This is a genomic window from Paenibacillus sp. AD87, assembly GCF_001659845.1.
Classification (GTDB): Bacteria; Bacillota; Bacilli; order Paenibacillales; family Paenibacillaceae; genus Paenibacillus; species Paenibacillus marchantiae.
The window spans coordinates 159,406-180,326 of the sequence record NZ_LXQN01000019.1; the positions used below are offsets into that span (position 1 = coordinate 159,406).

Here is a 20,921-nt window from a genome sequence, read left to right on the forward strand (position 1 = left end):
ATCGAAATGCATTCCTTAGAGTGCGGAGCGTGTTTCATCATGATTTTTACAGAAAATAGATCGTTTGCATGAATTTAGGCGTGCGGCGGCAAAAAGGAGGTAAACTGGAATGGCTTTTGATGGCGGAAGTTATGATGTAATCGTCGTAGGGGCAGGACATGCTGGTGTGGAATCGGCACTAGCTGCAGCCCGTATGGGTTCGAAAACACTGATGATTACCATCAATCTGGATATGGTGGCCTTCATGCCTTGTAACCCATCTATTGGGGGACCGGCAAAAGGACATGTGGTACGTGAGATTGATGCACTTGGTGGAGAGATGGGACGGAACATCGATAAGACCTTTATTCAGATGCGAATGCTCAACACAGGTAAAGGACCTGCTGTGCATGCGCTTCGTGCTCAGGCCGATAAGTTCTCTTATCAGCATACGATGAAAGAAACGATGGAGAATGAACGCAACCTGACGATGCGCCAAGGCATGGTTGATCGCCTGGTCGTTGAAGACGGACAGTGTGTAGGTGTGGTTACTCAGACGGGTACAGAGTATCGTGCCAAAGCCGTTGTATTGACAACAGGTACGTATCTGCGTGGTAAAGTAATCATGGGTGAGTTGATGTACGAGAGTGGCCCGAATAATCAACAGCCTTCCCTTAAGTTATCCGAACATCTGCGTGAGCTTGGTTTTGACCTGGTTCGTTTTAAAACAGGTACACCACCGCGTGTGCATAAGGATACGATTGATTTTAGCAAAACGGAAATTCAGCCAGGTGATGATAAACCGAAGTTCTTTTCTTATGAAACGGAATCTTCCGATAATGAGCAGCTGCCTTGCTGGTTGACGTATACGTCTGTGGAAACACACCAGATTATTAACGATAATCTCCACCGTGCACCTATGTTCTCAGGCGTTATTGAAGGTACCGGACCGCGTTATTGCCCTTCGATTGAGGATAAAATTGTGCGTTTCAGCGACAAGCCGAAGCATCAGATTTTCCTGGAGCCAGAAGGCAAAAACACATCGGAATACTATGTACAAGGTCTATCTACCAGTCTGCCAGAAGATGTTCAATTGGCGGTCCTTCGCTCAATTCCGGGCATGGAAAAAGTAGAAATGATGCGTAACGGCTACGCTATTGAATATGATGCGATGGTGCCTACACAACTGTGGCCTTCACTTGAAACGAAACGTCTGCCAGGTCTGTTCACAGCAGGGCAGATTAATGGTACCTCCGGGTACGAAGAAGCGGCAGGACAAGGCGTAATGGCCGGTATCAACGCTGCACGTAAAGTACAGGATAAAGAGCCTGTCGTACTGGATCGCTCCCAAGGGTACATTGGTGTACTGATTGATGATCTCGTAACAAAAGGTACGAATGAACCTTATCGTCTGCTGACTTCCCGTGCAGAATACCGTTTGTTGCTTCGTCATGATAATGCCGATATGCGTTTGACGGAAATTGGCCACGATATTGGGTTGATTCCTGATGAGCGTTACGCTAAATTCCTGGACAAAAAGGCAAAAGTTGAGCAGGAAGTGGCTCGTCTGAAGGCAGCTAAAGTTCGCCCTGTCGAAGTAAATTCGAAGCTGGAAGAGATTGGTTCCACACCGATTCAGGATGGCAGCACACTTCTTACATTGATGCGCCGCCCAGAGATCGGGTATGACTGGATTGAGCAGATCTCACCTTCTGAGGTGGAACTGACTGCTGACATGAAAGAGCAAGTAGAAATTCAAATTAAATATGCAGGTTATATTGATAAACAATTGATCCACGTGGAACGTTTGCAAAAAATGGAGAAGAAAAAAATTCCGGACACGATTATATATGACGAAATTCATGGCCTTGCTATGGAAGCAAAGCAGAAGCTCGCTAAGATTCGTCCAATCTCGATAGGGCAGGCGTCCCGTATTGCCGGGGTTACTCCTGCGGATATCTCCATTCTGCTGGTTTACCTGGAGCATTATAACCGTGTAACCGCAGCAAGGGGACAATAATGGACGATATTCAACAGCAGCTACAACGGCGCCTGAAGAAACATGGACTGGAGCTAGATGAACGCCAATTGGAGCAATTCGAGTTGTATTTTCAGGAGCTGGTAGCTTGGAATGAAAAGATGAATTTAACCGGGATTACCGAACGTGAACAAGTATATACAAAGCATTTCTATGATTCGGTATCGCTGGCGTTTTATACAGATATGTCTAAGGTAAACAAACTCGCAGATATTGGTTCAGGGGCAGGTTTCCCAGGACTACCTCTTAAAATTTGTTTCCCGCATATTAAGCTGACGATCATTGACTCGCTAAATAAACGTATTGGCTTTCTGCAGCATCTTGTAGATACGCTCGGCTTGACCGATGTAGAATTGATTCATGGTCGTGCGGAGGAACTTGGACGCAAAGAAGGATATCGTGACAGTTATGACCTTGTTACTGCGCGTGCAGTTGCTAAGCTAGCTGTGCTTAACGAATTCTGTCTGCCATTTGTTCGCAAAAGTGGATTATTCGCTGCAATGAAGGGTGGAGACCCGCGCGAAGAAATGAAGGAAGCTGAATTCAGCTTTAATCAGCTGAAAGGACGGGTAAAAGCAGTTCATCCGTTCCAGCTGCCTGTTGAAGAATCGGCACGTCATATCATTCTGATTCAGAAGTTTGATAAGACACCTTTTAAATATCCGCGTAAACCAGGGACACCATTAAAAACACCTTTGGTATAGTTCTTGGCGCAACATCGTATGTATTAAAAAGGTATGATGATCATTCTTCATTTATTTAATGGAGAACTTAGAATAAGAGTAAAGAGGATGTTTCACGTGAAACATCCTCTTTTTGTTTTTTTGATTTTTTATCTAGGTACAGATAGCTCCGATTACATTGAGAAGAGAAAAGTGAAATCGATAATATTAATTTAGGCATAGAAGTTTTTTTATGAATAACCATTTTTCTTGTTACAGCTATTCTTGAATGAAGGTCATTGACCTATGGATAGAGGTAGAGCATAGGTAATAGTAGTAGCTATAGAATAGGGAGATACGTAAGAAAGAGGTTTTCCTGCCACCGAGTTAGTCTTGTGAAAAACCATTCTCACATGGTATCAAAAAAGTACATTATGTAGCTACTATGAGCAGGTCCTGTCAACAGAGATTCTCTATATCTTATTGTGTACAAGCAGTCATATAGCTAATGTTCATGAAGAAAAAGCAGGAAAATTAGGAGAGTTTAAAGAATAGGTAAACATAGGATTATGGAAGAAAAGATGATAGAATAGAAGTATCCGGTCCTGGATTACAGAGATCATAGATTATGTGTATAGATAGATTTTTTGAGCATTAATGTATAGGTTACAGAAAGCGTCATGGAAGGCAAAACTTATTCGAAGAACGACAGCATTTGAACAGGTCGCATATTGAATAAGAAGCACCTGCACCTTGCGGGAGCTATTACGAAACTAGGTGGTAATATACGGAATGAAAGAACAATTTTCGAAGTTGTTTGGTTTGGCGGAGCGCAATAACGGAGATGAGATTAAACAAATTCCGGTCAATGAAATTGTGAGCAGCCCATATCAACCCCGTACTATTTTTGATGATGATAAAATTGATGAGTTGTTGCAGACGATCAAGACACATGGAGTTATACAACCGATTGTCGTCCGCGTACGAAATGGATCATATGAGATTATCGCCGGGGAACGTCGCTGGCGTGCAGTTCGAAAACTTGGTTTGGATCATATCCCGGCCATTGTACGTGAATTCAACGACTCTCAGGCAGCGTCCATCGCATTGATCGAGAACTTGCAGCGTGAGGGACTCACTTCCATTGAAGAGGCTGTTGCTTATCAGAAATTGATTGATCTGCACCAACTTACACAGGAAAGTCTTGCGCAGCGATTAGGCAAAAGCCAGTCGACAATCGCCAACAAAATCCGGTTGTTACAGCTTCCAGATGGCATTAAGACAGCGCTGATGGAACGTAAGATTTCGGAGCGTCATGCCAGAGCTTTGCTTTCATTGGATACGGAAGAGTTGCAAATGAAATTGCTCGGCGAAATTATTGATAAAGAGTTGAATGTAAAACAAACGGAAGCGCGGGTTGCCTTTTACAAGGAATCCTCGAAGATCAAAAAATCCAAACGTGTCTCATTCACTAAGGACGTTAGACTTGCACTTAATACGATTCGTCAATCCATTGATATGGTATCGGGCTCCGGTCTAGACATCAAAACCAAGGAAGCGGACCATGAGGACCATTACGAGATCGTTATCCATATCCCGAAACGCAAATAATTGAAGCTTAAGGCGGCAATGGGCCGCTTTTTCTGTCTATAAAGTTGAGAGTGGCATGAACAACGTAGAATAGCACCATGAAGAAACGGTAGTTGATGTTTGTGTGGATGATAGCCACCTGCTATTTGTTAACTGTAGCTCACAACCTACAAGAAAAGACTCCTATTTTATTTGAGGTGAAGTAATTGTCTAAGATTATGGCCGTAGCAAATCAAAAGGGCGGTGTGGGGAAAACGACGACATCTGTTAACTTGGGTGCAGGACTGGCTTCGCTCGGGAAAAGGGTATTGCTTGTCGATATTGACCCCCAGGGGAATACAACCAGTGGAGTCGGAATCAACAAAGCAGATGTGGCCAATTGTATATATGATGTCATCATTAATGAAGTTCCCCCTCAGGAAGCGATTGTGGAAACTCAGATTGAAGGCCTTCATATCATACCTGCAACGATTCAGCTTGCCGGAGCCGAGATTGAACTGGTATCCACGATATCACGGGAAGTTCGCCTGAAAAAATCACTCGCCATGGTGAAAAAAAACTATGATTACATACTGATCGATTGTCCACCCTCCCTCGGCATGTTAACGATCAATTCGTTGACAGCTTCCGATTCGGTGATCATTCCGATTCAGTGTGAGTATTATGCGCTCGAAGGGTTGAGCCAATTGCTCAACACGGTTCGTTTGGTGCAGAAACATCTGAATACATCCCTGCAAATTGAAGGGGTATTGCTTACGATGTTTGATGCTCGTACGAATCTGGGTATTCAAGTGATTGAAGAAGTGAAGAAGTATTTTCAACAAAAGGTGTATCAGACCATTATTCCGCGCAATGTGCGGCTTAGTGAGGCACCTTCTCATGGTCAGTCTATCATTACGTATGATCCTCGATCCCGAGGGGCTGAAGTTTATTTAGAGCTCGCAAAGGAAGTGATTTCTTATGAGTAAGCGGCTTGGAAAAGGTCTTGATGCCCTCATTCCTTCGCTTTCAATTAATGACGATGATAAAGTCGTAGAAATCCCGATTAGTCAACTGCGGGCAAACCCTTACCAACCTCGTAAAGTATTTGATGAGGATGCGATACATGAACTCGCTGAATCAATCCGTCAACATGGTGTTATACAACCTATTATTGTACGACCTGTTTTGAGAGGTTATGAGATCATTGCTGGTGAACGTCGTTTCAGAGCTTCCCAATATTGCGGTAATGCCACTGTGCCTGCCGTAGTTCGTAATTTCAGTGATCAGCAGGTTATGGAGATTGCTTTAATCGAGAACCTGCAGCGGGAAAATCTGAATGCGATGGAAGTTGCAGTTGCTTATCAGGGGTTGATGGACCAGTTTGGATTAACCCAAGAAGAGCTCTCCGTAAAAGTGGGTAAGTCACGTTCTCACATCGCTAACTTCCTACGTTTGTTATCATTGCCGGAAGAAGTGAAGGATCATGTTTCACGTGGAACATTGTCAATGGGGCATGCACGTGCTATCGTCGGTGTTAAGGATGAAAGCCTTGTGAAGCAGCTGGCAAAACAAACTATTGATCAGCAGTGGAGTGTACGTGAACTGGAAGAAGCTGTTCAACAATTGGATCGTTCCAAAACGGGTGAAGCGAAAGCCAAATCCAAGTTAAAGAAAAAAGATCCATTTATTGATACATTGGAAGAGTCTTTACGTGAACGGTTCAAAACAACGGTGAAAATTAAGCATAACAAAGATAAAGGCAAAATTGAGCTCAACTACTACAGCAAACAAGATCTGGAGCGACTGTTGGAACTGTTGCAACAATAGTCATGACTCCATGATCGATGAACAACATGCGGGGCTTTTTCATGTGATGACATATCGCCTCTGTACCATGGAGAAACGATATGTCATTGTTTGTTTATAGGGGATTTTTCATCCAAACAGAACGATCAATTAGGGACAGGGGTGGTCATGAGGTGGAGGGAGTTATCTATCTGGATCATGCAGCGACATCTTGGCCTAAGCCACCTGCTGTCGGGGAAGCCATGATGCAGGCTCTGGATGTGGCAGGGGCCAACCCAGGCAGAGGAAGTCATCGGATGGCTGTACAGGCGAGCAGAGTTGTATTTGGTGCCAGAAAAGCGTTATCCACTCTTTTGGGTGTTCGTAATGCCAATGATATTGCACTGGGTTCTAATACCACAGAAGCTTTGAATCTAGCTATTCAAGGGTGGTTAAGAGAAGGCGATCACGCCATTGCTACGATGGCTGAACATAATTCAGTAAGACGGCCCTTGGAGTACATGCGCAGATCTCGTAATGTAGAGGTTGATTATGTGCCTGTTAATGCAGCCGGGGAGATCGATCTGGTCGAATTCGCACGCTTGTTTCGTTCCAATACAAGATTGGTTGTCTGCACGCATAGTTCGAACCTGCTGGGGAGTATTCTGCCCATTGGTGAAATTGCACTGATGTGTCAAAAACACCAGGTGGCTTTGCTTGTTGACGCTGCTCAAAGTGCTGGAATTATCCCTGTGGATGTGAAGCAGCTTGGCATCGATATGCTTGCCTTTCCCGGGCATAAAGGACTGTTGGGACCGCAGGGAACGGGTGGGCTGTACATCGCTCCTGAGCTGGATGTGCAACCATTGCTTCACGGAGGGACAGGAAGCCAATCCGAGGCGATTGAGCAGCCACTTGTTCGTCCTGATCGCTATGAGGCAGGTACGCCGAATACCGTGGGTATAGCAGGTCTAGCAGCCGGAGTGCAGCATGTGCTTGAACTGACGCCTGAATTCATATATAAACAGGAGTGGGATTTGACTCAGCATATGATGGATGGGTTATCATCAGTACAGGGGATTCGAATGCTAGGTCCTGAAATTGGACAGCCGCGCACCGGATTGTTATCCTTTACTGTTGAAGGATATGATTCGGCTCAACTCGCTTTTCAATTAGACCGGAATTATGGCATTGCTGTGCGTTCAGGTTTTCATTGCACACCACTTGCTCATGAGTCGGCTGGCACAACGGCAAGTGGGGCTGTCAGAGCGAGCGTGGGATATAGTACATCAAGAGAAGATGTCGATGCGTTGATCGAAGCAGTTATCGAATTAACAGCATCCAAATCTGTATGAAGCAACCCTAATGAAATGTGAATTTGAATCGCTTGAATAAGCAAAAAGCAAAAGAGGCAAGAAGCCAAAACGAGTGATTAACCGTAGGGGTTATCTGGTGAATAAATAAGGGTAAGCTTGAGGGTTAAATTAGTGCGTTGGATGGCTTTACTTGGCTGAATGGATCGATGATGTGGAGTACGTTTGAAGCTACAAACGTTAACCTGAACAAACCAACAGAGGGGTAGTTGCACTACATGGCTGAATTAAATGAGCTGATTCTGGAACAGCTGATATGGATTATTGGCGGCATGGCATTACTTTTGGTGATTTTGCTTATCATAAGTATTGCTCAAGGCGCAAAGCTACGGAAGTTTAAACGGAAATATGAGGCCATGATGGCTGGCAGTGGAGTCGAAGATCTGGAGTCGCTGTTAATCAATCTGAAAATTCAGATGGACAGCATTGAGGATGAGCATACACTGCAAACGGATCAGTTAAAGACTATCATGCAGAAGCTGACCCGCATCCAGGGTAAAGTAGGCGTGAAACGGTACAACGCTTATGGGGAGCTTGGCAGTGATCTGAGTTTCTCCATGGCGATGGTTAACGATAGCCAGGATGGTATGGTACTCACTGGTATCTATAATCGAGACGGGTCCTATGTATATGCTAAACCTCTTAAAGGGGGAGAGTCCACGTATACTCTTTCCCCTGAGGAAAAGGAAGCCATTACTCTGGCACAGCAAGCAGAGTAGAACGGGTATGCCATTCGCGAATGGCGGAGTAGAGACTGCTGGATATAATCTCGGACATGCGCATGACGAGACTGAGACGTGTGTTCTGCAAAACAAAGTATTCCATAAAGCCGCCGACGTTAACGATACCTGTAAGATGGATATCGCCGACCGGCGGTAATTCTTTATTTACACCCGCTCCTGGTTTGAGCGGTCCATTCACGACCTGGATACATCCAACACTCGAGGACTGTCCGAGACAGGCATCAATACCGATCACATAAGGGTTGTGATGTGTGGTGTGTATTTTGTGAAGGGTGTCCTGTAGGTTCATTGCATGTACGGGTTCATCTAATGTGCCATAGAGATGGAATAGAGGGCTGTCCCACTTGGCAAGCGACGAGCCGACGAGCGGGCCAAGGCAGTCCCCGGTAGAGCGATCTGTACCGATACAGACGACAACTACATTTTGCAAAGAATGGGCTTTATAGAGATGAAACATTAAACGATGAATGATGGCTGAGTGAATGCCTGGATCTGTATGTGGGATTTTTAGGCTGGCCATGTCTTGAGATGAGAAGGAATGCGAAATGGGATTCATAGGATCTATCCTTTCCCTTGGAATAGTAGTAACAGTATATGGAAGGATAGAACGTTTTATACTTCGTGGGGACAAGCTTTTTCAAAGGGATGAATGTATCGCGAAAGGAGCCGGACATGGACGAGTGGATAGATGATTGGATGCTGATTGCTTTTGATTCCACCCAGCAGGCGCTGCGGGCAGAAATGCTGCTGGAGTTTGCCGAGATTGAGATCGACTTATTTCCTACCCCAAAAGAGATCACAGCGGGCTGTGCTCTATGTATTCAGTTTCCAAAAGAAGATCTGGAGAGAGTGAAACAAATCATTCGTAACGAATTTGTGGAGATCCGTGGCCTCTATTTCAAAACCGCTGACAGCTATGATAACATACCCATGTAGAGGAGGTTTGATCTATGTTGCCATTTAAGTTTGCTACGACGACAGACAATGAGTCTCCCAAGGACGTTGTAAAAAGTGCTATAAGCTGGACAGACCAATTATGGGATAAAGTCGCCGACGCGGACATGTGGTTTAACATTCTGTTTAGCTCAATCCGCATAGTTATTATTTTCATTATTACGCGTATTGTGATTAAGATTGTATCACGTATTATAGATCGCACGATGGCACGCAAGCAGGAAGGTAAGATTCGCGTCAATCCACGGAGATTTATAACGGTGGGAGAATTGATGAAAAATGCGACCTCCATAACATGTAATTTCATTATGATTCTGTTACTGTTATCTGAGATCAACGTGAAAGTTGGACCATTGTTAGCGAGTGCGGGAGTACTTGGACTGGCTATCGGTTTTGGTGCCCAAGGATTGGTGAAGGATGTTATTACGGGTTTCTTCATTATATTGGAGGATCAATTCGCAGTAGGCGATGTTATTCAAACAGGTACCTATAAAGGAACGGTTGAGGTCATTGGACTGAGAACGACCAAGCTGGTTAGCTGGCAGGGTGAGGTGCACATCATCCCAAATGGTACGATTGCAAGTGTAACTAATTACTCGATGTCTAATTCCCTTGCAGTTGTGGACATTCCCATGAAGGGTGAACAGACCCTGGACGAGTCAGTGCACTTGGTAAAACGAGCTTTGACTGGGATTGAGGATCGAGATCTAAACATCGTTAAAGTACCTGACGTGCTTGGTATCCAGTCGATGTCTACCTCGGAATATGTGGTTCGCATTGTTGCTGAGTGCCTGCCAAACTCCAGGGCATCTGTAGAGCGCCAAATCCAGAGTGATGTGAAGAAAACACTGGAGTATCATGAGATGAGCAATCAAGCAGCATTAGAGCAAGCAGCAGCTCAGGAGAAGGATGAGGGGGATGGCATTGGTGGAGCGTAAAAGTTTCCAGCTTGGGGACATTGTGCAGATGAAGAAGCAGCATCCATGTGGCAGCAATGAGATGGAGATTATCCGGATGGGCATGGATATTCGCATCAAGTGTGTAGGATGTAAACACAGCGTATTAATTCCCAGAGCGAAATTCGAGAAAAACATGAAAAAGGTACTTCGTTCGACAGAGGATTCGTCTGAATCCTAATGAAAAAATCGGTTAATGTTTACTCTTTTCGCACTCCATAATAACGTTTACATGTAGGCATAGCTTAAGTATTGCGTTCTGTAAATGATCATGCTATAATCATTATTGCTGCGGAAAGGTACCCAAGAGGCCCAAGGGGGCTGACTCGAAATCAGTTAGGCGTGTCACAGCGTGCGTGGGTTCGAATCCCACCCTTTCCGCCACTAATAGATATTGCTTTGTAATTGTAATTGAACAACTTACTCAACGTGTGTTGAGTTCTATACATGCAAGAAGACCTTCCAGCTGGAAGGTCTTCTTATTTTTTTTGTTGTCTAATAACTCTCCTTAATTGAAAAAACAAAGAGCCCCTAAGGGCTCTTCATTCGGCGATGCATTCGGTTTGTTAGGAAACAATCGGTCGTAACGATCAGAAACTTGGTGTACTGCAAGTAGCAATACTCGTGCTTCAGACAAAGGCCTTACACACAACCATCTTGCTTCTTAAATTACGTGATGAATCTCCAACAGTGAATGTTCGGCTTCGTTGTCCAACGGAACCACACCTCTCTCGTGCATCGCCTGATTGTATTATGTGCATTAGTACGTTTTATATACAGCAGTCTGAAAAAATCTTTACGCTTAATGGACGCGGGCTTTGGTAAGCTTTTTCCACTTGCGATTCTGATTGCTTGTTTCAGGGAAAGCTTCTCCCTTTTGGAGGGTTACCCGTTTCGGATTATTAATCTCCGTATGAAAGCTCTTCTCACCAACCTCGGTGTACTCACCATCGTTTGGAGCTTTGTCTCCTGGTTCAAACTCGGTTCTTTCACCCATGATAAAACCTCCTCGGCGTAATGGATTCCAATGTTGCTTCTGTAGTGTGCTCCATTGGAGTTATGATCATGTGTTTTAAGAAGAGGGAACGTTTGCTTGCATTGAGACATCATATTTGTTATATTAATATAGTTCGAGTTTGTGCTCGTTCCTTGCTCTCAACATAGATTGAGGGCCAGAGTCCATAAGGAGGTGAAAATTATGCGCAAATATGAAGTGATGTACATTATTCGTCCTGATGTTGAGCAAGAAGTTGTTCAAGCTACAGTCGATAAATTCCAAGGCATCATCTCCAACGGCGGTGGTGAAGTTACAGCTCACGACGTTATGGGTAAACGCCGTCTTGCGTATGAGATCAAGAAATTCCGTGATGGTGTTTATGTTTTGGTACACTTCACTGCTGAACCAGCAGTAGTTACTGAACTTGAGCGTCTCATGAAGATTTCTGACGAAGTTATTCGTTATCTCATTACAAACGACGTTAAGTCTGCTTAAGACAACTCGTGATCAATGCACCAATACGCTCTGAAGGAGGGGATTACATTGTTGAACCGTGTCATTCTGATCGGCCGGTTAACCCGGGATCCTGAGTTGCGTTATACTCCAGCTGGAGTAGCAGTTACGCAATTTACTTTGGCAGTGGACAGACCGTTTACAAGCCAAGGTGGAGAAAAGGAAGCGGATTTCATTCCGGTCGTAACCTGGAGACAGCTTGCTGAGACTTGTGCAAACTATTTGCGCAAAGGACGCCTAGCTGCAGTCGAAGGACGCATTCAAGTACGGAATTACGAGAATAACGAAGGAAAACGTGTATACGTGACCGAAGTCATTGCCGATAACGTCCGTTTCTTGGAGTCAGCTAACCGTGATAATAACGGTGGCGGCGGTGGTCAACCGATGCGTGAAGAGCCTTCTTACGGAGGCGGCGGGCGCGCGAACAATAACAATAATTCGCGTAGCAACAATCAGGATCCTTTTTCCGATGACGGAAAACCGATTGATATATCGGATGATGATTTGCCATTTTAACGTGAGCCGATACTCTAATGAGATATGGGTTACATGATAGGAAAGGACTGAAAAGCATGGGCTTCAAGCAAAGAGAAGGCGGAGACAACGATAAAAGACCGGCACGTCGTGGCGGCCGTAATAAACGTCGTAAAGTGTGCTTCTTCACAGCTAACAAAATTACTCACATCGATTATAAAGATACGGACTTGCTTCGTAAATTTATCAGCGAGCGCGGAAAAATTTTGCCACGCCGTGTAACAGGTACTAGCGCTAAATATCAACGCATGCTGACGATTGCCATCAAACGCTCCCGTCAAATCGCATTACTGCCATACACAACTGAGTAGTCTTACTCAGTATGGATACAAAGCAGTCGGCTATAGTCGACTGCTTTTTTGCATCTAAAAATAATTAAGGTTGGTTCTCTCCTGGTAATTGGATTTCGCAAAGAGCTGCGGCGATAGAAGCAATTAAAGCGTAAATGATTTATAATAGAGTCTATTATATTGCTGATATCAGATAGCGTGAGTATAAACGAATAAAGATTCCACCATCAGGAGAGAGCATGAATACATCCAAACGTAAAGTAAAACAGAGACGCAAGAGTAGTCTGCGATTTTGGATCGTAGCTACATTGTTGCTTTCCATTATATATGTGTGGTTACAGCAAAAAGGAGATACCTATGATATATGGCCACGAACCAATGTACAAGAAGCAGTGCCGATCACAGGACTTCACCCGGTAGTCGCGGAAAGTGAGAAGATATTGGTTCGAAAGGCAGCTAGACGAGGAATTGAAGTCGTTATTACACATGATTTTCGCAGCATTGATGAACAAGATGCTCTTTATAATCAAGGACGCTCCATTGCCGGAAATATCGTTACCAACGCCAAAGGGGGAGAGTCCTATCACAACTATGGTTTAGCCATTGATTTTGCGTTGCGGACTCCTGAAGGAGATGTGGTTTGGGATATGGAACGTGATGATAACGGCAATGGAAAGGCAGATTGGCTGGAAGTTGTGGAACTTGCCAAAGAACTAGGGTTTACGTGGGGAGGAGATTGGGCTAACTTTCCGGATTATCCTCACTTGCAGATGGACTTTGGATTAAGCATCAACGATTTGAAGCGTGGTAAAAGACCTCCGGATACGCAGTAATTACAATATTATATATACATCTATATGTATAAATATTAGAAAAGCCTTGCATTTTGCAGGGCTTTTTGCTTGCTTTTGTAAAATAAATGATAAAAGATGACAATTTGTTCTTTACATAAGCGATTAAATGAAACTATACTATAATAACTAGAAATTTAACTTCAATCCTTTAGTAATATCTAAATCACACCTCTAAAAGCACAAAATTTGGCTAGAAACCAATTTCACTTCCAAACAAAATATTTCCTCTACAATTCCCTCATACCTAACATAATAGTTTGTTATATCTATATTTATAACATTTAACTACACATACTGTGTAATGCTAATGTCATGTATTTAGATAATTGGTATATTTAAGATTCAAACTCTACCATTGAAAGTATCCGACTGGCTCTGAAAATCCTTGATCTATTCCCTTTAAAGTATAACTAATACCCAGAACTGTGCTATAAAAAACATTTATACCATAAATCTCAAAATAAGCATTGACGTCACCTAAATTTACACGTATGATTACATTAATTATTTTGCTTTATTATCCCGCTAGGAATTGTCAGCATTAATTGACCAACGGTCTAAATAGCAGTGTGAAAAATGGATTCTCCTAATGATTTGGTATTTTGTATACACTTTCGTTCGTTATCTTCAAGAACATGGAAATATACAGTGGATGCATTCTTCTACACATGAATACAGTCCGCAGAAATTATGGGGTTAGGGTGATTGATTTGAATACAGAGCTATTGGAAGTCAGAAATCTAACTACATCATTCAGAATTGAAGATGACTATTATGCAGCAGTTGATCACGTTAACCTTACGGTTAAAAAGAATGAAGTATTGGCTATTGTGGGAGAATCAGGATCAGGCAAAAGTGCCTTTGCTTTTTCAATTATGGGCCTGCATAACAAAGCCAAAATTGATGGTGAAATTCTGTACAAAGGGCAGGACATAGCGAATATATCTCCCAACAAGTTAAACAAACTCCGCGGTAAAGAGATGGGGATGATCTTTCAGGACCCACTTTCCGCATTAAATCCTCTGATGCTGATCGGTGAACAGATCGAAGAGATTCTGACACTGCATCAACCCAAGCTATCTTCGAAAGAAAAGAAAGACAAAGTAATTGATTTACTCAATCAAGTAGGGATTCCGCGTCCCGAACAATTATACAAGCAATATCCTCACGAACTATCGGGTGGTATGAGACAGAGAGTTGTTATCGCAATTGCGATTGCCAATAAACCTGAATTGCTGATTGCCGATGAACCAACGACAGCGCTTGACGTTACAATCCAACTACAAATTCTGGAGCTTATCCGCGAATTGAAGAACGAGATTAACGCAGGAATCATCCTGATCACGCATGATCTGGGAGTCGTTGCCGAGATGGCTGATCGCGTGGCAGTTATGTATGCAGGTGAAATTGTTGAGATTGCCGATATCTATACTCTAATGACGGATGCCAAGCATCCATATACACGGTCTCTACTAAACTCTATTCCTACCATTTCTGAAGAAAAATCGAAGCTTCATGTCATTCAAGGCATTGTTCCTTCACTGAAAAACCTTCCTCGCCAAGGGTGCCGATTCAAGGCCCGAATCCCATGGATAAGTGATTCGGCTCATGAAGAAAACCCACAGATGCATGAAATTGCGCCAGGTCACTTTGTACGGTGTACCTGTTATCAGCACTTTCATTTCCCTGATCAAGCTGAGGAGGAATAACATAATGGCATTACTCGAAGTAGAAGGACTAAAAATTCACTTTCCGATTCGTGGAGGGTTGATCAAGCGTGAAATTGGTAACATCAAAGCGGTTGATGATGTGAGCTTCTCCATTGAGCAGGGTCAAACGTACGGCCTTGTAGGTGAGTCAGGATCAGGCAAAACGACTACGGGTAGAGCCGTTATTGGCTTAAACCATGTGACGGCCGGGAAAATTCTTTTCAATGGAAGAGATCTGGCTACAGAGCGGCGGAAAGATAGACAACTGCAGCGTGATGTGCAGATGATCTTTCAAGATCCGTACTCTTCGTTAAATCCCAAGAAGCGTGTTATCGACATCATTGCTGAGCCACTCCGTAATTATGAACGGCTGACAGCTACGGAAGAGAAACGCCAGGTCCGAGACCTTCTGGAGAAGGTTGGATTGAGTCCCGAATCGATCTATAAGTATCCTCATGAGTTTTCCGGGGGGCAGCGGCAACGGATTGGCATCGCTCGTGCGATTGCATTGAAGCCGAAGCTAATCATCGCAGATGAGCCAGTATCTGCGCTCGATGTATCTGTACAAGCCCAGGTGCTCAACTTCATGCAGGAAATTCAAAAAGAGCTGAATCTGACCTACCTGTTCATCAGTCACGATCTCGGCATTATCCGTCATATGTGTGATCAGATCGGAATTATGTATAAAGGTCGATATGTGGAGCAAGGCACAACGGATGATATTTTTGAGAATCCACAACATATCTATACCAAGCGTTTAATTGCAGCCATTCCGGATATGGACCCAACCAAACGTGAAGAAATGGTAGCCTTCCGTCAGCAGGTCAAATCCGAGTATGAAAATTCATACCGAAATTTCTTTGATGAGGAAGGGCTGGCATACTCGCTCCAATCCATTTCCGATACTCACCGAGTAGCTCTACCTCAGAAAGGTTGAAGACCATATGTGGAAAACGATAGTACGCAGAATTATCATTATGATCCCTCAGATCTTTTTGCTTAGCCTGTTGGTCTTTCTGATGGCCAAGGCGATGCCTGGGGATGCACTTACCGGATTACTCGATCCGAGTATTGATCCAAAAGCGCTGGATGAACAGCGGGAACGACTGGGATTAAACAATCCATGGTATGTACAGTATTGGGATTGGATCAAAAATGCTGTACAAGGCGATTTCGGACAATCTTTCCGGTTCAAAATGCCAGTATCTGATTTGATTGGTCAGCGTGTAGCCAATACGTTCTGGCTTGCACTGGCGACACTCGTGTTTACTTATCTGATTGCCATTCCACTTGGCATTATCAGTGGTCGTTACAACGATACCTGGTCTGATCGGTTGATCACAGGTTACACCTACTTGGGCTTTGCAGCCCCGTTGTTTATCTTCGCACTGGTGATGTTATGGATTTTTGGATTCCATTTTGGCTGGTTCCCAACCGGGGGAAGCGTGGAACCTGGACTTACACCAGGTACATTCAGCTATATAACAAGCAAATTCTATCATTTGTTATTACCGTCACTATCCATGGCATTAATTGCAACGGTATCTACCGTCCAATACTTGCGTAGTGAAATTATCGATATCAAGCATAAGGAATTCGTTCTTACTGCTAGAGCCAAGGGCGCCTCGGAATCTCGGATCTACAACAGACATATTTTAAGAAACTCCCTGTTGCCGATCGCCGCATTTTTCGGTTATGAGATTACGGGACTTATCGGAGGTACCATCTTCATTGAGAGCATATTCAGTTATCCAGGTATGGGTCAGTTGTTCCTGAATTCTATTTCTCTTCGGGATTTCAGTGTAGTAACTGCACTCGTCTTGTTATATGGCATAGCTACAATCCTAGGATCGTTGCTGTCTGACATTATTCTGGGTATTGTTGATCCGCGTATACGGATCAAGTAAGAACTTGAAGATTTCGGGGTGAAAATAAGATGAGCAAGGCCAATGATGTCGTTATAACTTCACAGAAAATTGATAAGAGCCCCTCCAGCTTGAGTATCTTGTGGCGGGAGCTTGTCAGAGATAAGGTGGCACTAATCTCGCTCATATTTTTGGGACTGGTCATACTGCTGGTCTATGGTACTTCTTTGATCCTGGATCAAGCTGAAATTGTTAAGGTAGATTTGTTCGCTCTGTATGAACCACCTTCTGCACAGTATTGGTTGGGAACTGATTACGGCGGTCGTGATGTGTTCGGACAATTGATCATCGGTACACGTAACTCTCTAACCATTGGTATTATCGTCACGTTAATGACTGGTTGTATAGGTATCCTGGTTGGTCTGTTATCCGGTTACTTCGGTGGAATGATCGATAACCTGTTTATGCGCGTTGTTGATTTCTTCATGATTCTTCCGATGCTGATGATTGTTATCGCGTTTGTTACTGCAGTACCCAAATATAATATTGTATCTTTCTCATTAATCATGACAGCTTTTCTCTGGATGGGGATTGCCAGGTTGATCCGCTCCAAAGCATTACAGGAACGGGAACTGGACTATGTAAAAGCTTCAAAAACATTAGGTTCGTCCCATCTGAAGATTATGCTCTCACAGGTACTTCCTAATCTTAGCTCGATAATCATCGTAACGATGACATTGAATCTCGCTGCCAACATTGGCCTCGAATCGGGTCTGTCTTTCTTGGGATTTGGATTCCCGGAAAGTACACCCAGTCTTGGAACACTCGTAAGCTATGCTCGTAATCCGCAAACACTGGAATACAGATGGTGGATATGGCTACCTGCATCAGTACTTATTCTGGTATTGATGTTGAGTATAAATAATGTCGGACAGGCCCTGAAGCGTGCGACTGATGCAAGACAAAGAAGAGGTTAAAAAAAGGGAGGAAAGGTTCATGAAAAAGGGATTATTTTCACGGGGACTATTTTTCACGATGATGTTGGTCTTCGTACTTGCGCTTGCGGCTTGCTCGGAGAAAGAGGCGGCAACACCAACGCCTTCTACGAACACAGGGGAAAAGAAAACAGAGGAGAAGCCTACTAAAGAAGAGGGCGTTTACTCTATCGAAGATTTCAACAATGTCAAAACGAATGAAGGCACTGCAATTGAGGGTGGGTCCATCACATATGGACTGGTATCCGATACTGCGTTTGAAGGAACGTTGAATTTTAACTTCTACTCCGGTAATCCGGATGCAATGGTTCTGCAATGGTTTGACGAAGGTTTGCTGACTTGGGACAAAGACTATGTATATACCAACGATGGTGCAGCAACGTATGAAACATCGGAAGATGGCAAAACGTTCACACTGACCATTCGTGATAATGTAAACTGGCATGACGGCAAGCCTGTAACGGCTGAAGATTTGCAGTTTGCTTATGAAGTTATCGGTAACAAGGCTTATGATGGTCCACGTTATGATTCCAACTTTACAAGTGTAGTAGGTATGGATGATTATCACGCTGGAAAAGCAAAAACGATCTCTGGGATCAAGGTTCTTAGCGAAAAACAAATCAGCATTACGTACAAGGAATCTACACCTTCCTTGCTGACAGGTGGCGTATGGACATATCCACTGGCTAAACATATCTTCGGTGATATGGATGTAGCGAAAATGTCTTCTTCCAAAGAAGTACGTGAAAAACCAATCGGTTTTGGTGCATTTAAAGTGGAAACAATCACTCCAGGTGAGTCTGTAACTTTCGTTAAAAACGATGACTACTGGCGTGGAGCTCCAAAACTGGACAAAGTGACTTTGAAAGTAATCAACCCAACAACGGTTGTTCAAGAATTGAAATCTGGCGGGGTAGACCTCGTGGATTCATTCCCGACAGATCAATATAAAGACAATGCCAATATGTCCAACGTTGAATTCCTGGGTGCAATCGATCGTGCTTACACCTATATCGGTTTCAAACTGGGCACATGGGATGCTGACAACGGCAAAGTTGTAACAAATGCTGAAGCAAAAATGGGAGATAAGAATCTGCGTAAAGCCATGTGGATGGCTGTAGATAACGATCAAGTGGGCAAACGTTTCTATAACGGTCTGCGTTGGAATGCAACAACATTGATTCCGCCGTCTCACCCAGAATTCCATGATTCTAACAATCCGGGTGTTGCATATGACCCAGAAGCAGCGAAAAAATTGCTGGATGAAGCAGGTTACAAACTGGATGGTGAATTCCGTACGAAACCGGACGGTTCCCCACTTGAAATTAACTTTGTATCGATGACAGGTGGCGACACAGCTGAACCACTGGCACGTTACTATGTTCAATCGTGGGCAGCAATCGGTCTGAAAGTAAACCTGGAAATGGTTGAGTTCAACAATTTCTATGACCGTGTAGGTAACACAGGTAAAGATGATCCAAATATTGATGTATATCAAGCTGCTTGGGGCGTAGGTATTGACGTAGATCCAGCAGGTCTGTATGGCCGTGATGCACTGTATAACTTCTCGAGATTCTCTAGCGAAGAAAATGACAAATTGCTCGCACAAGGTGTATCTGCTGAAGCGTTTGATGTAGACAAGCGTAAAGAGATCTACAACCAATGGCAGCAGTACATGGTTGATGAAGTTCCTGTATTCCCGACATTGTACCGTGCTGTTGTAGCACCGGTTAACAAACGTGTAATGAACTATGCGATTGGTGACGGAACAGGTTTATATCTGAATGACATTCAAGTTAATGCAGATAAAGCGGTTGTAGCAGAGTAATAAAAAAGCATTAGCAACAATAAGGATTGGGGTCCTTTTAAGAATTCGGTTGCTAGATCTAATTGAAAGATTCTTCTAGGTATGAATAGAAAAAGTCTTGTAAAACATGGATTCCGTACACTCTGGCATGGGGGTATGGGGTCCATGTTTTTTTTGGTAACAAAAAAATAAAAAAAATTTAACTTTTTTTATAAAAATTGCAGACAAAATGCCTCTTCACTTCGTCTATATCTGTAAGAGGTGATTTTCCGATGAAAAAATGGTGGATACGGGCAGGAATGCTGCTGGCTCTACTGGTTATTATATATTTGGGTGTAAAACCGGACATGCTGGTGGGCAAACCGGGGATTAAAGCTGAATCGGCTGTATTAATGGATATGAACTCTGAGCAGATTTTAATCAACTTTAACGGTTCCGAAGAAATTGCAACGGCAGGGATTAGCAAATTGATGACAGAACTACTTGTAATGGAGGCTGTGATCAACGGAGAGTTGCGTTGGGACGACCCTGTTAATATCAGCTTGTATGCAAGCTCAGTAGGTGGCAGCCACCTGGGTTTGAAACAAGGGGAGCAATTCACTGTGCAGGAGCTATTCCAGATTGTAGCCGTCTATTCCGCGAATGATGCCGCTATTGCTCTGGCTGAACATATCAGTGGGACAGAGCAGACTTTTGCACAAAAGATGAATGAGAAGGCAACCGAGATCGGACTGTCTGACAAGACGGTGTTTACGAATGCAACAGGTTTAAGTGAAAAACTACTTGGTCCGAGTCATCCGAAGGAAATACAAGGGCAGACCGTAATGACTGCCGTAGATGCATGCAAGCTTGCACGTTATCTGCTGAATAACTACCCCGAAATATTGAGAGTTTCCAGCCAAATGCAGGTGTCGATGCACCAAAAAGGAATGTACATGAGCAACACCAACTGGATGCTGTCCTCTATTGGCGGACCCTATGCTTACGATGGAAACGATGGATTGAAGACCGGATATGATGAGGATTCCGGCTATCACTTCGTTGGAACGGCTGAGCGAAATGGCAAGCGACTGATCTCCGTTGTACTGGGTTCCGATAGTCGTGAGGGACGTTTTATCGAGACACGAAAGCTATTCAATTATGGATTTTCCGGTTCAAAGTAAGGGCTATTCGAAATTTACATGACATGTTACACAATCAATGCTCTGAGAGGGAAATTCGAGGGGTGTTCTACGCTGTTAACCTATGGTGGATCATGGTAAAATGATTTACGTATAATTCCAAATTATCGTGTA

The 20,921-nt window shown here is 43.7% G+C and carries 22 protein-coding genes and 1 tRNA gene; 21 read left to right on the forward strand and 2 right to left on the reverse strand.

What is annotated here, in order from left to right; genetic code table 11:
* The first annotated feature begins 109 nt into the window (after positions 1-109).
* The 7 genes from mnmG (at position 110) to gpAD87_RS24485 (ending at position 8,128) form a co-directional block, all read left to right on the forward strand.
* The gene (mnmG, locus tag gpAD87_RS24455; RefSeq protein WP_064641437.1) at positions 110-1,999 is read left to right on the forward strand and encodes a tRNA uridine-5-carboxymethylaminomethyl(34) synthesis enzyme MnmG; all 1,890 of its coding nucleotides are present in this window, start codon (positions 110-112) and stop codon (positions 1,997-1,999) included.
* Entirely contained in the window at positions 1,999-2,721 is a 723-nt protein-coding gene (gene rsmG, locus gpAD87_RS24460) for a 16S rRNA (guanine(527)-N(7))-methyltransferase RsmG (RefSeq protein WP_063567385.1), read from the forward strand. Before mnmG ends, rsmG begins: the two co-directional genes overlap by 1 nt.
* Positions 2,722-3,471: 750 nt before the next feature.
* Positions 3,472-4,290: a nucleoid occlusion protein gene (noc, locus tag gpAD87_RS24465; RefSeq protein WP_064641439.1), complete on the forward strand. Its 819-nt coding sequence runs from the start codon at positions 3,472-3,474 to the stop codon at positions 4,288-4,290.
* Between the two features lie 185 nt (positions 4,291-4,475).
* Positions 4,476-5,237 (forward strand): ParA family protein, encoded by a 762-nt coding sequence (locus tag gpAD87_RS24470; RefSeq protein WP_024629525.1) that lies wholly within the window; start codon positions 4,476-4,478, stop codon positions 5,235-5,237.
* Complete coding sequence (locus gpAD87_RS24475) at positions 5,230-6,078, forward strand: ParB/RepB/Spo0J family partition protein (RefSeq protein WP_064641441.1); 849 nt, start codon at positions 5,230-5,232, stop codon at positions 6,076-6,078. Before gpAD87_RS24470 ends, gpAD87_RS24475 begins: the two co-directional genes overlap by 8 nt.
* 152 nt (positions 6,079-6,230) lie before the next feature.
* Complete coding sequence (locus gpAD87_RS24480) at positions 6,231-7,391, forward strand: aminotransferase class V-fold PLP-dependent enzyme (protein WP_064641443.1); 1,161 nt, start codon at positions 6,231-6,233, stop codon at positions 7,389-7,391.
* A 236-nt stretch (positions 7,392-7,627) separates the two neighbouring features.
* Positions 7,628-8,128: a DUF4446 family protein gene (locus tag gpAD87_RS24485; protein WP_064641445.1), complete on the forward strand. Its 501-nt coding sequence runs from the start codon at positions 7,628-7,630 to the stop codon at positions 8,126-8,128.
* Here gpAD87_RS24485 and yyaC read toward each other — a convergent pair.
* Positions 8,103-8,708, reverse strand: a complete 606-nt coding sequence (gene yyaC, locus gpAD87_RS24490; RefSeq protein ID WP_024629529.1) for a spore protease YyaC — start codon at positions 8,706-8,708, stop codon at positions 8,103-8,105. The two genes, gpAD87_RS24485 and yyaC, sit on opposite strands and share 26 nt — an antisense overlap.
* 116 nt (positions 8,709-8,824) lie before the next feature.
* Between yyaC and gpAD87_RS24495 the strand changes: the two genes are divergently transcribed.
* The 4 genes from gpAD87_RS24495 (at position 8,825) to gpAD87_RS24510 (ending at position 10,446) form a co-directional block, all read left to right on the forward strand.
* Positions 8,825-9,088: a DUF3343 domain-containing protein gene (locus gpAD87_RS24495; protein WP_029880815.1), complete on the forward strand. Its 264-nt coding sequence runs from the start codon at positions 8,825-8,827 to the stop codon at positions 9,086-9,088.
* A 14-nt stretch (positions 9,089-9,102) separates the two neighbouring features.
* Positions 9,103-10,044, forward strand: a complete 942-nt coding sequence (locus tag gpAD87_RS24500) for a mechanosensitive ion channel family protein (RefSeq protein WP_064641447.1) — start codon at positions 9,103-9,105, stop codon at positions 10,042-10,044.
* Positions 10,034-10,243, forward strand: coding sequence for a DUF951 domain-containing protein (locus gpAD87_RS24505; protein ID WP_063567381.1), 210 nt, complete (start codon positions 10,034-10,036; stop codon positions 10,241-10,243). Before gpAD87_RS24500 ends, gpAD87_RS24505 begins: the two co-directional genes overlap by 11 nt.
* A 112-nt stretch (positions 10,244-10,355) precedes the next feature.
* Positions 10,356-10,446, forward strand: a tRNA-Ser gene (locus tag gpAD87_RS24510).
* A gap of 418 nt (positions 10,447-10,864) precedes the next feature.
* Here the strand turns inward: gpAD87_RS24510 and gpAD87_RS24515 are convergent.
* Positions 10,865-11,059 (reverse strand): YjzC family protein, encoded by a 195-nt coding sequence (locus gpAD87_RS24515; RefSeq protein WP_053781958.1) that lies wholly within the window; start codon positions 11,057-11,059, stop codon positions 10,865-10,867.
* Positions 11,060-11,260: 201 nt separating this feature from the next.
* Here gpAD87_RS24515 and rpsF point away from each other — a divergent pair, with 201 nt between their 5' ends.
* The 10 genes from rpsF to gpAD87_RS24565 all read left to right on the forward strand — a co-directional run bounded on the left by rpsF (position 11,261) and on the right by gpAD87_RS24565 (position 20,789).
* Positions 11,261-11,554, forward strand: a complete 294-nt coding sequence (gene rpsF, locus gpAD87_RS24520; protein WP_024629534.1) for a 30S ribosomal protein S6 — start codon at positions 11,261-11,263, stop codon at positions 11,552-11,554.
* A gap of 48 nt (positions 11,555-11,602) precedes the next feature.
* Positions 11,603-12,088 carry a single-stranded DNA-binding protein gene (gene ssb, locus gpAD87_RS24525; protein ID WP_064641449.1) on the forward strand — a complete coding sequence of 162 codons (486 nt, stop codon included), beginning with the start codon at positions 11,603-11,605 and terminating at the stop codon, positions 12,086-12,088.
* A gap of 56 nt (positions 12,089-12,144) precedes the next feature.
* Entirely contained in the window at positions 12,145-12,417 is a 273-nt protein-coding gene (rpsR, locus tag gpAD87_RS24530) for a 30S ribosomal protein S18 (RefSeq protein ID WP_017691433.1), read from the forward strand.
* Positions 12,418-12,635: 218 nt separating this feature from the next.
* Positions 12,636-13,229, forward strand: coding sequence for a M15 family metallopeptidase (locus gpAD87_RS24535; RefSeq protein WP_064641451.1), 594 nt, complete (start codon positions 12,636-12,638; stop codon positions 13,227-13,229).
* Between the two features lie 731 nt (positions 13,230-13,960).
* Entirely contained in the window at positions 13,961-14,959 is a 999-nt protein-coding gene (locus gpAD87_RS24540) for an ABC transporter ATP-binding protein (protein ID WP_064641983.1), read from the forward strand.
* Positions 14,960-14,963: 4 nt separating this feature from the next.
* Positions 14,964-15,896: an ABC transporter ATP-binding protein gene (locus gpAD87_RS24545; protein ID WP_064641453.1), complete on the forward strand. Its 933-nt coding sequence runs from the start codon at positions 14,964-14,966 to the stop codon at positions 15,894-15,896.
* 7 nt (positions 15,897-15,903) lie between these two features.
* Positions 15,904-16,866, forward strand: a complete 963-nt coding sequence (opp4B, locus tag gpAD87_RS24550) for an oligopeptide ABC transporter permease (RefSeq protein ID WP_063567376.1) — start codon at positions 15,904-15,906, stop codon at positions 16,864-16,866.
* Positions 16,867-16,895: 29 nt separating this feature from the next.
* The gene (locus tag gpAD87_RS24555) at positions 16,896-17,801 is read left to right on the forward strand and encodes an ABC transporter permease (protein ID WP_063567375.1); all 906 of its coding nucleotides are present in this window, start codon (positions 16,896-16,898) and stop codon (positions 17,799-17,801) included.
* Between the two features lie 19 nt (positions 17,802-17,820).
* On the forward strand, positions 17,821-19,647 hold the full coding sequence (locus gpAD87_RS24560) for an oligopeptide ABC transporter substrate-binding protein (RefSeq protein ID WP_063567374.1): 1,827 nt from the start codon (positions 17,821-17,823) through the stop codon (positions 19,645-19,647).
* Positions 19,648-19,898: 251 nt separating this feature from the next.
* Positions 19,899-20,789, forward strand: coding sequence for a D-alanyl-D-alanine carboxypeptidase family protein (locus gpAD87_RS24565; protein WP_064641454.1), 891 nt, complete (start codon positions 19,899-19,901; stop codon positions 20,787-20,789).
* Positions 20,790-20,921: the final 132 nt, after the last annotated feature.

Coding starts and splice junctions, on each gene's coding strand:
- mnmG (WP_064641437.1), top strand. CDS start 110: ATGGCTTTTGATGGCGGAAGTTATGATGTAATCGTCGTAGGGGCAGGA.
- rsmG (WP_063567385.1), top strand. CDS start 1,999: ATGGACGATATTCAACAGCAGCTACAACGGCGCCTGAAGAAACATGGA.
- noc (WP_064641439.1), top strand. CDS start 3,472: ATGAAAGAACAATTTTCGAAGTTGTTTGGTTTGGCGGAGCGCAATAAC.
- gpAD87_RS24475 (WP_064641441.1), top strand. CDS start 5,230: ATGAGTAAGCGGCTTGGAAAAGGTCTTGATGCCCTCATTCCTTCGCTT.
- gpAD87_RS24485 (WP_064641445.1), top strand. CDS start 7,628: ATGGCTGAATTAAATGAGCTGATTCTGGAACAGCTGATATGGATTATT.
- yyaC (WP_024629529.1), bottom strand. CDS start 8,708: ATGAATCCCATTTCGCATTCCTTCTCATCTCAAGACATGGCCAGCCTA.
- gpAD87_RS24495 (WP_029880815.1), top strand. CDS start 8,825: ATGGACGAGTGGATAGATGATTGGATGCTGATTGCTTTTGATTCCACC.
- gpAD87_RS24500 (WP_064641447.1), top strand. CDS start 9,103: ATGTTGCCATTTAAGTTTGCTACGACGACAGACAATGAGTCTCCCAAG.
- gpAD87_RS24515 (WP_053781958.1), bottom strand. CDS start 11,059: ATGGGTGAAAGAACCGAGTTTGAACCAGGAGACAAAGCTCCAAACGAT.
- rpsF (WP_024629534.1), top strand. CDS start 11,261: ATGCGCAAATATGAAGTGATGTACATTATTCGTCCTGATGTTGAGCAA.
- rpsR (WP_017691433.1), top strand. CDS start 12,145: ATGGGCTTCAAGCAAAGAGAAGGCGGAGACAACGATAAAAGACCGGCA.
- gpAD87_RS24535 (WP_064641451.1), top strand. CDS start 12,636: ATGAATACATCCAAACGTAAAGTAAAACAGAGACGCAAGAGTAGTCTG.
- gpAD87_RS24545 (WP_064641453.1), top strand. CDS start 14,964: ATGGCATTACTCGAAGTAGAAGGACTAAAAATTCACTTTCCGATTCGT.
- opp4B (WP_063567376.1), top strand. CDS start 15,904: ATGTGGAAAACGATAGTACGCAGAATTATCATTATGATCCCTCAGATC.
- gpAD87_RS24555 (WP_063567375.1), top strand. CDS start 16,896: ATGAGCAAGGCCAATGATGTCGTTATAACTTCACAGAAAATTGATAAG.
- gpAD87_RS24560 (WP_063567374.1), top strand. CDS start 17,821: ATGAAAAAGGGATTATTTTCACGGGGACTATTTTTCACGATGATGTTG.
- gpAD87_RS24565 (WP_064641454.1), top strand. CDS start 19,899: ATGAAAAAATGGTGGATACGGGCAGGAATGCTGCTGGCTCTACTGGTT.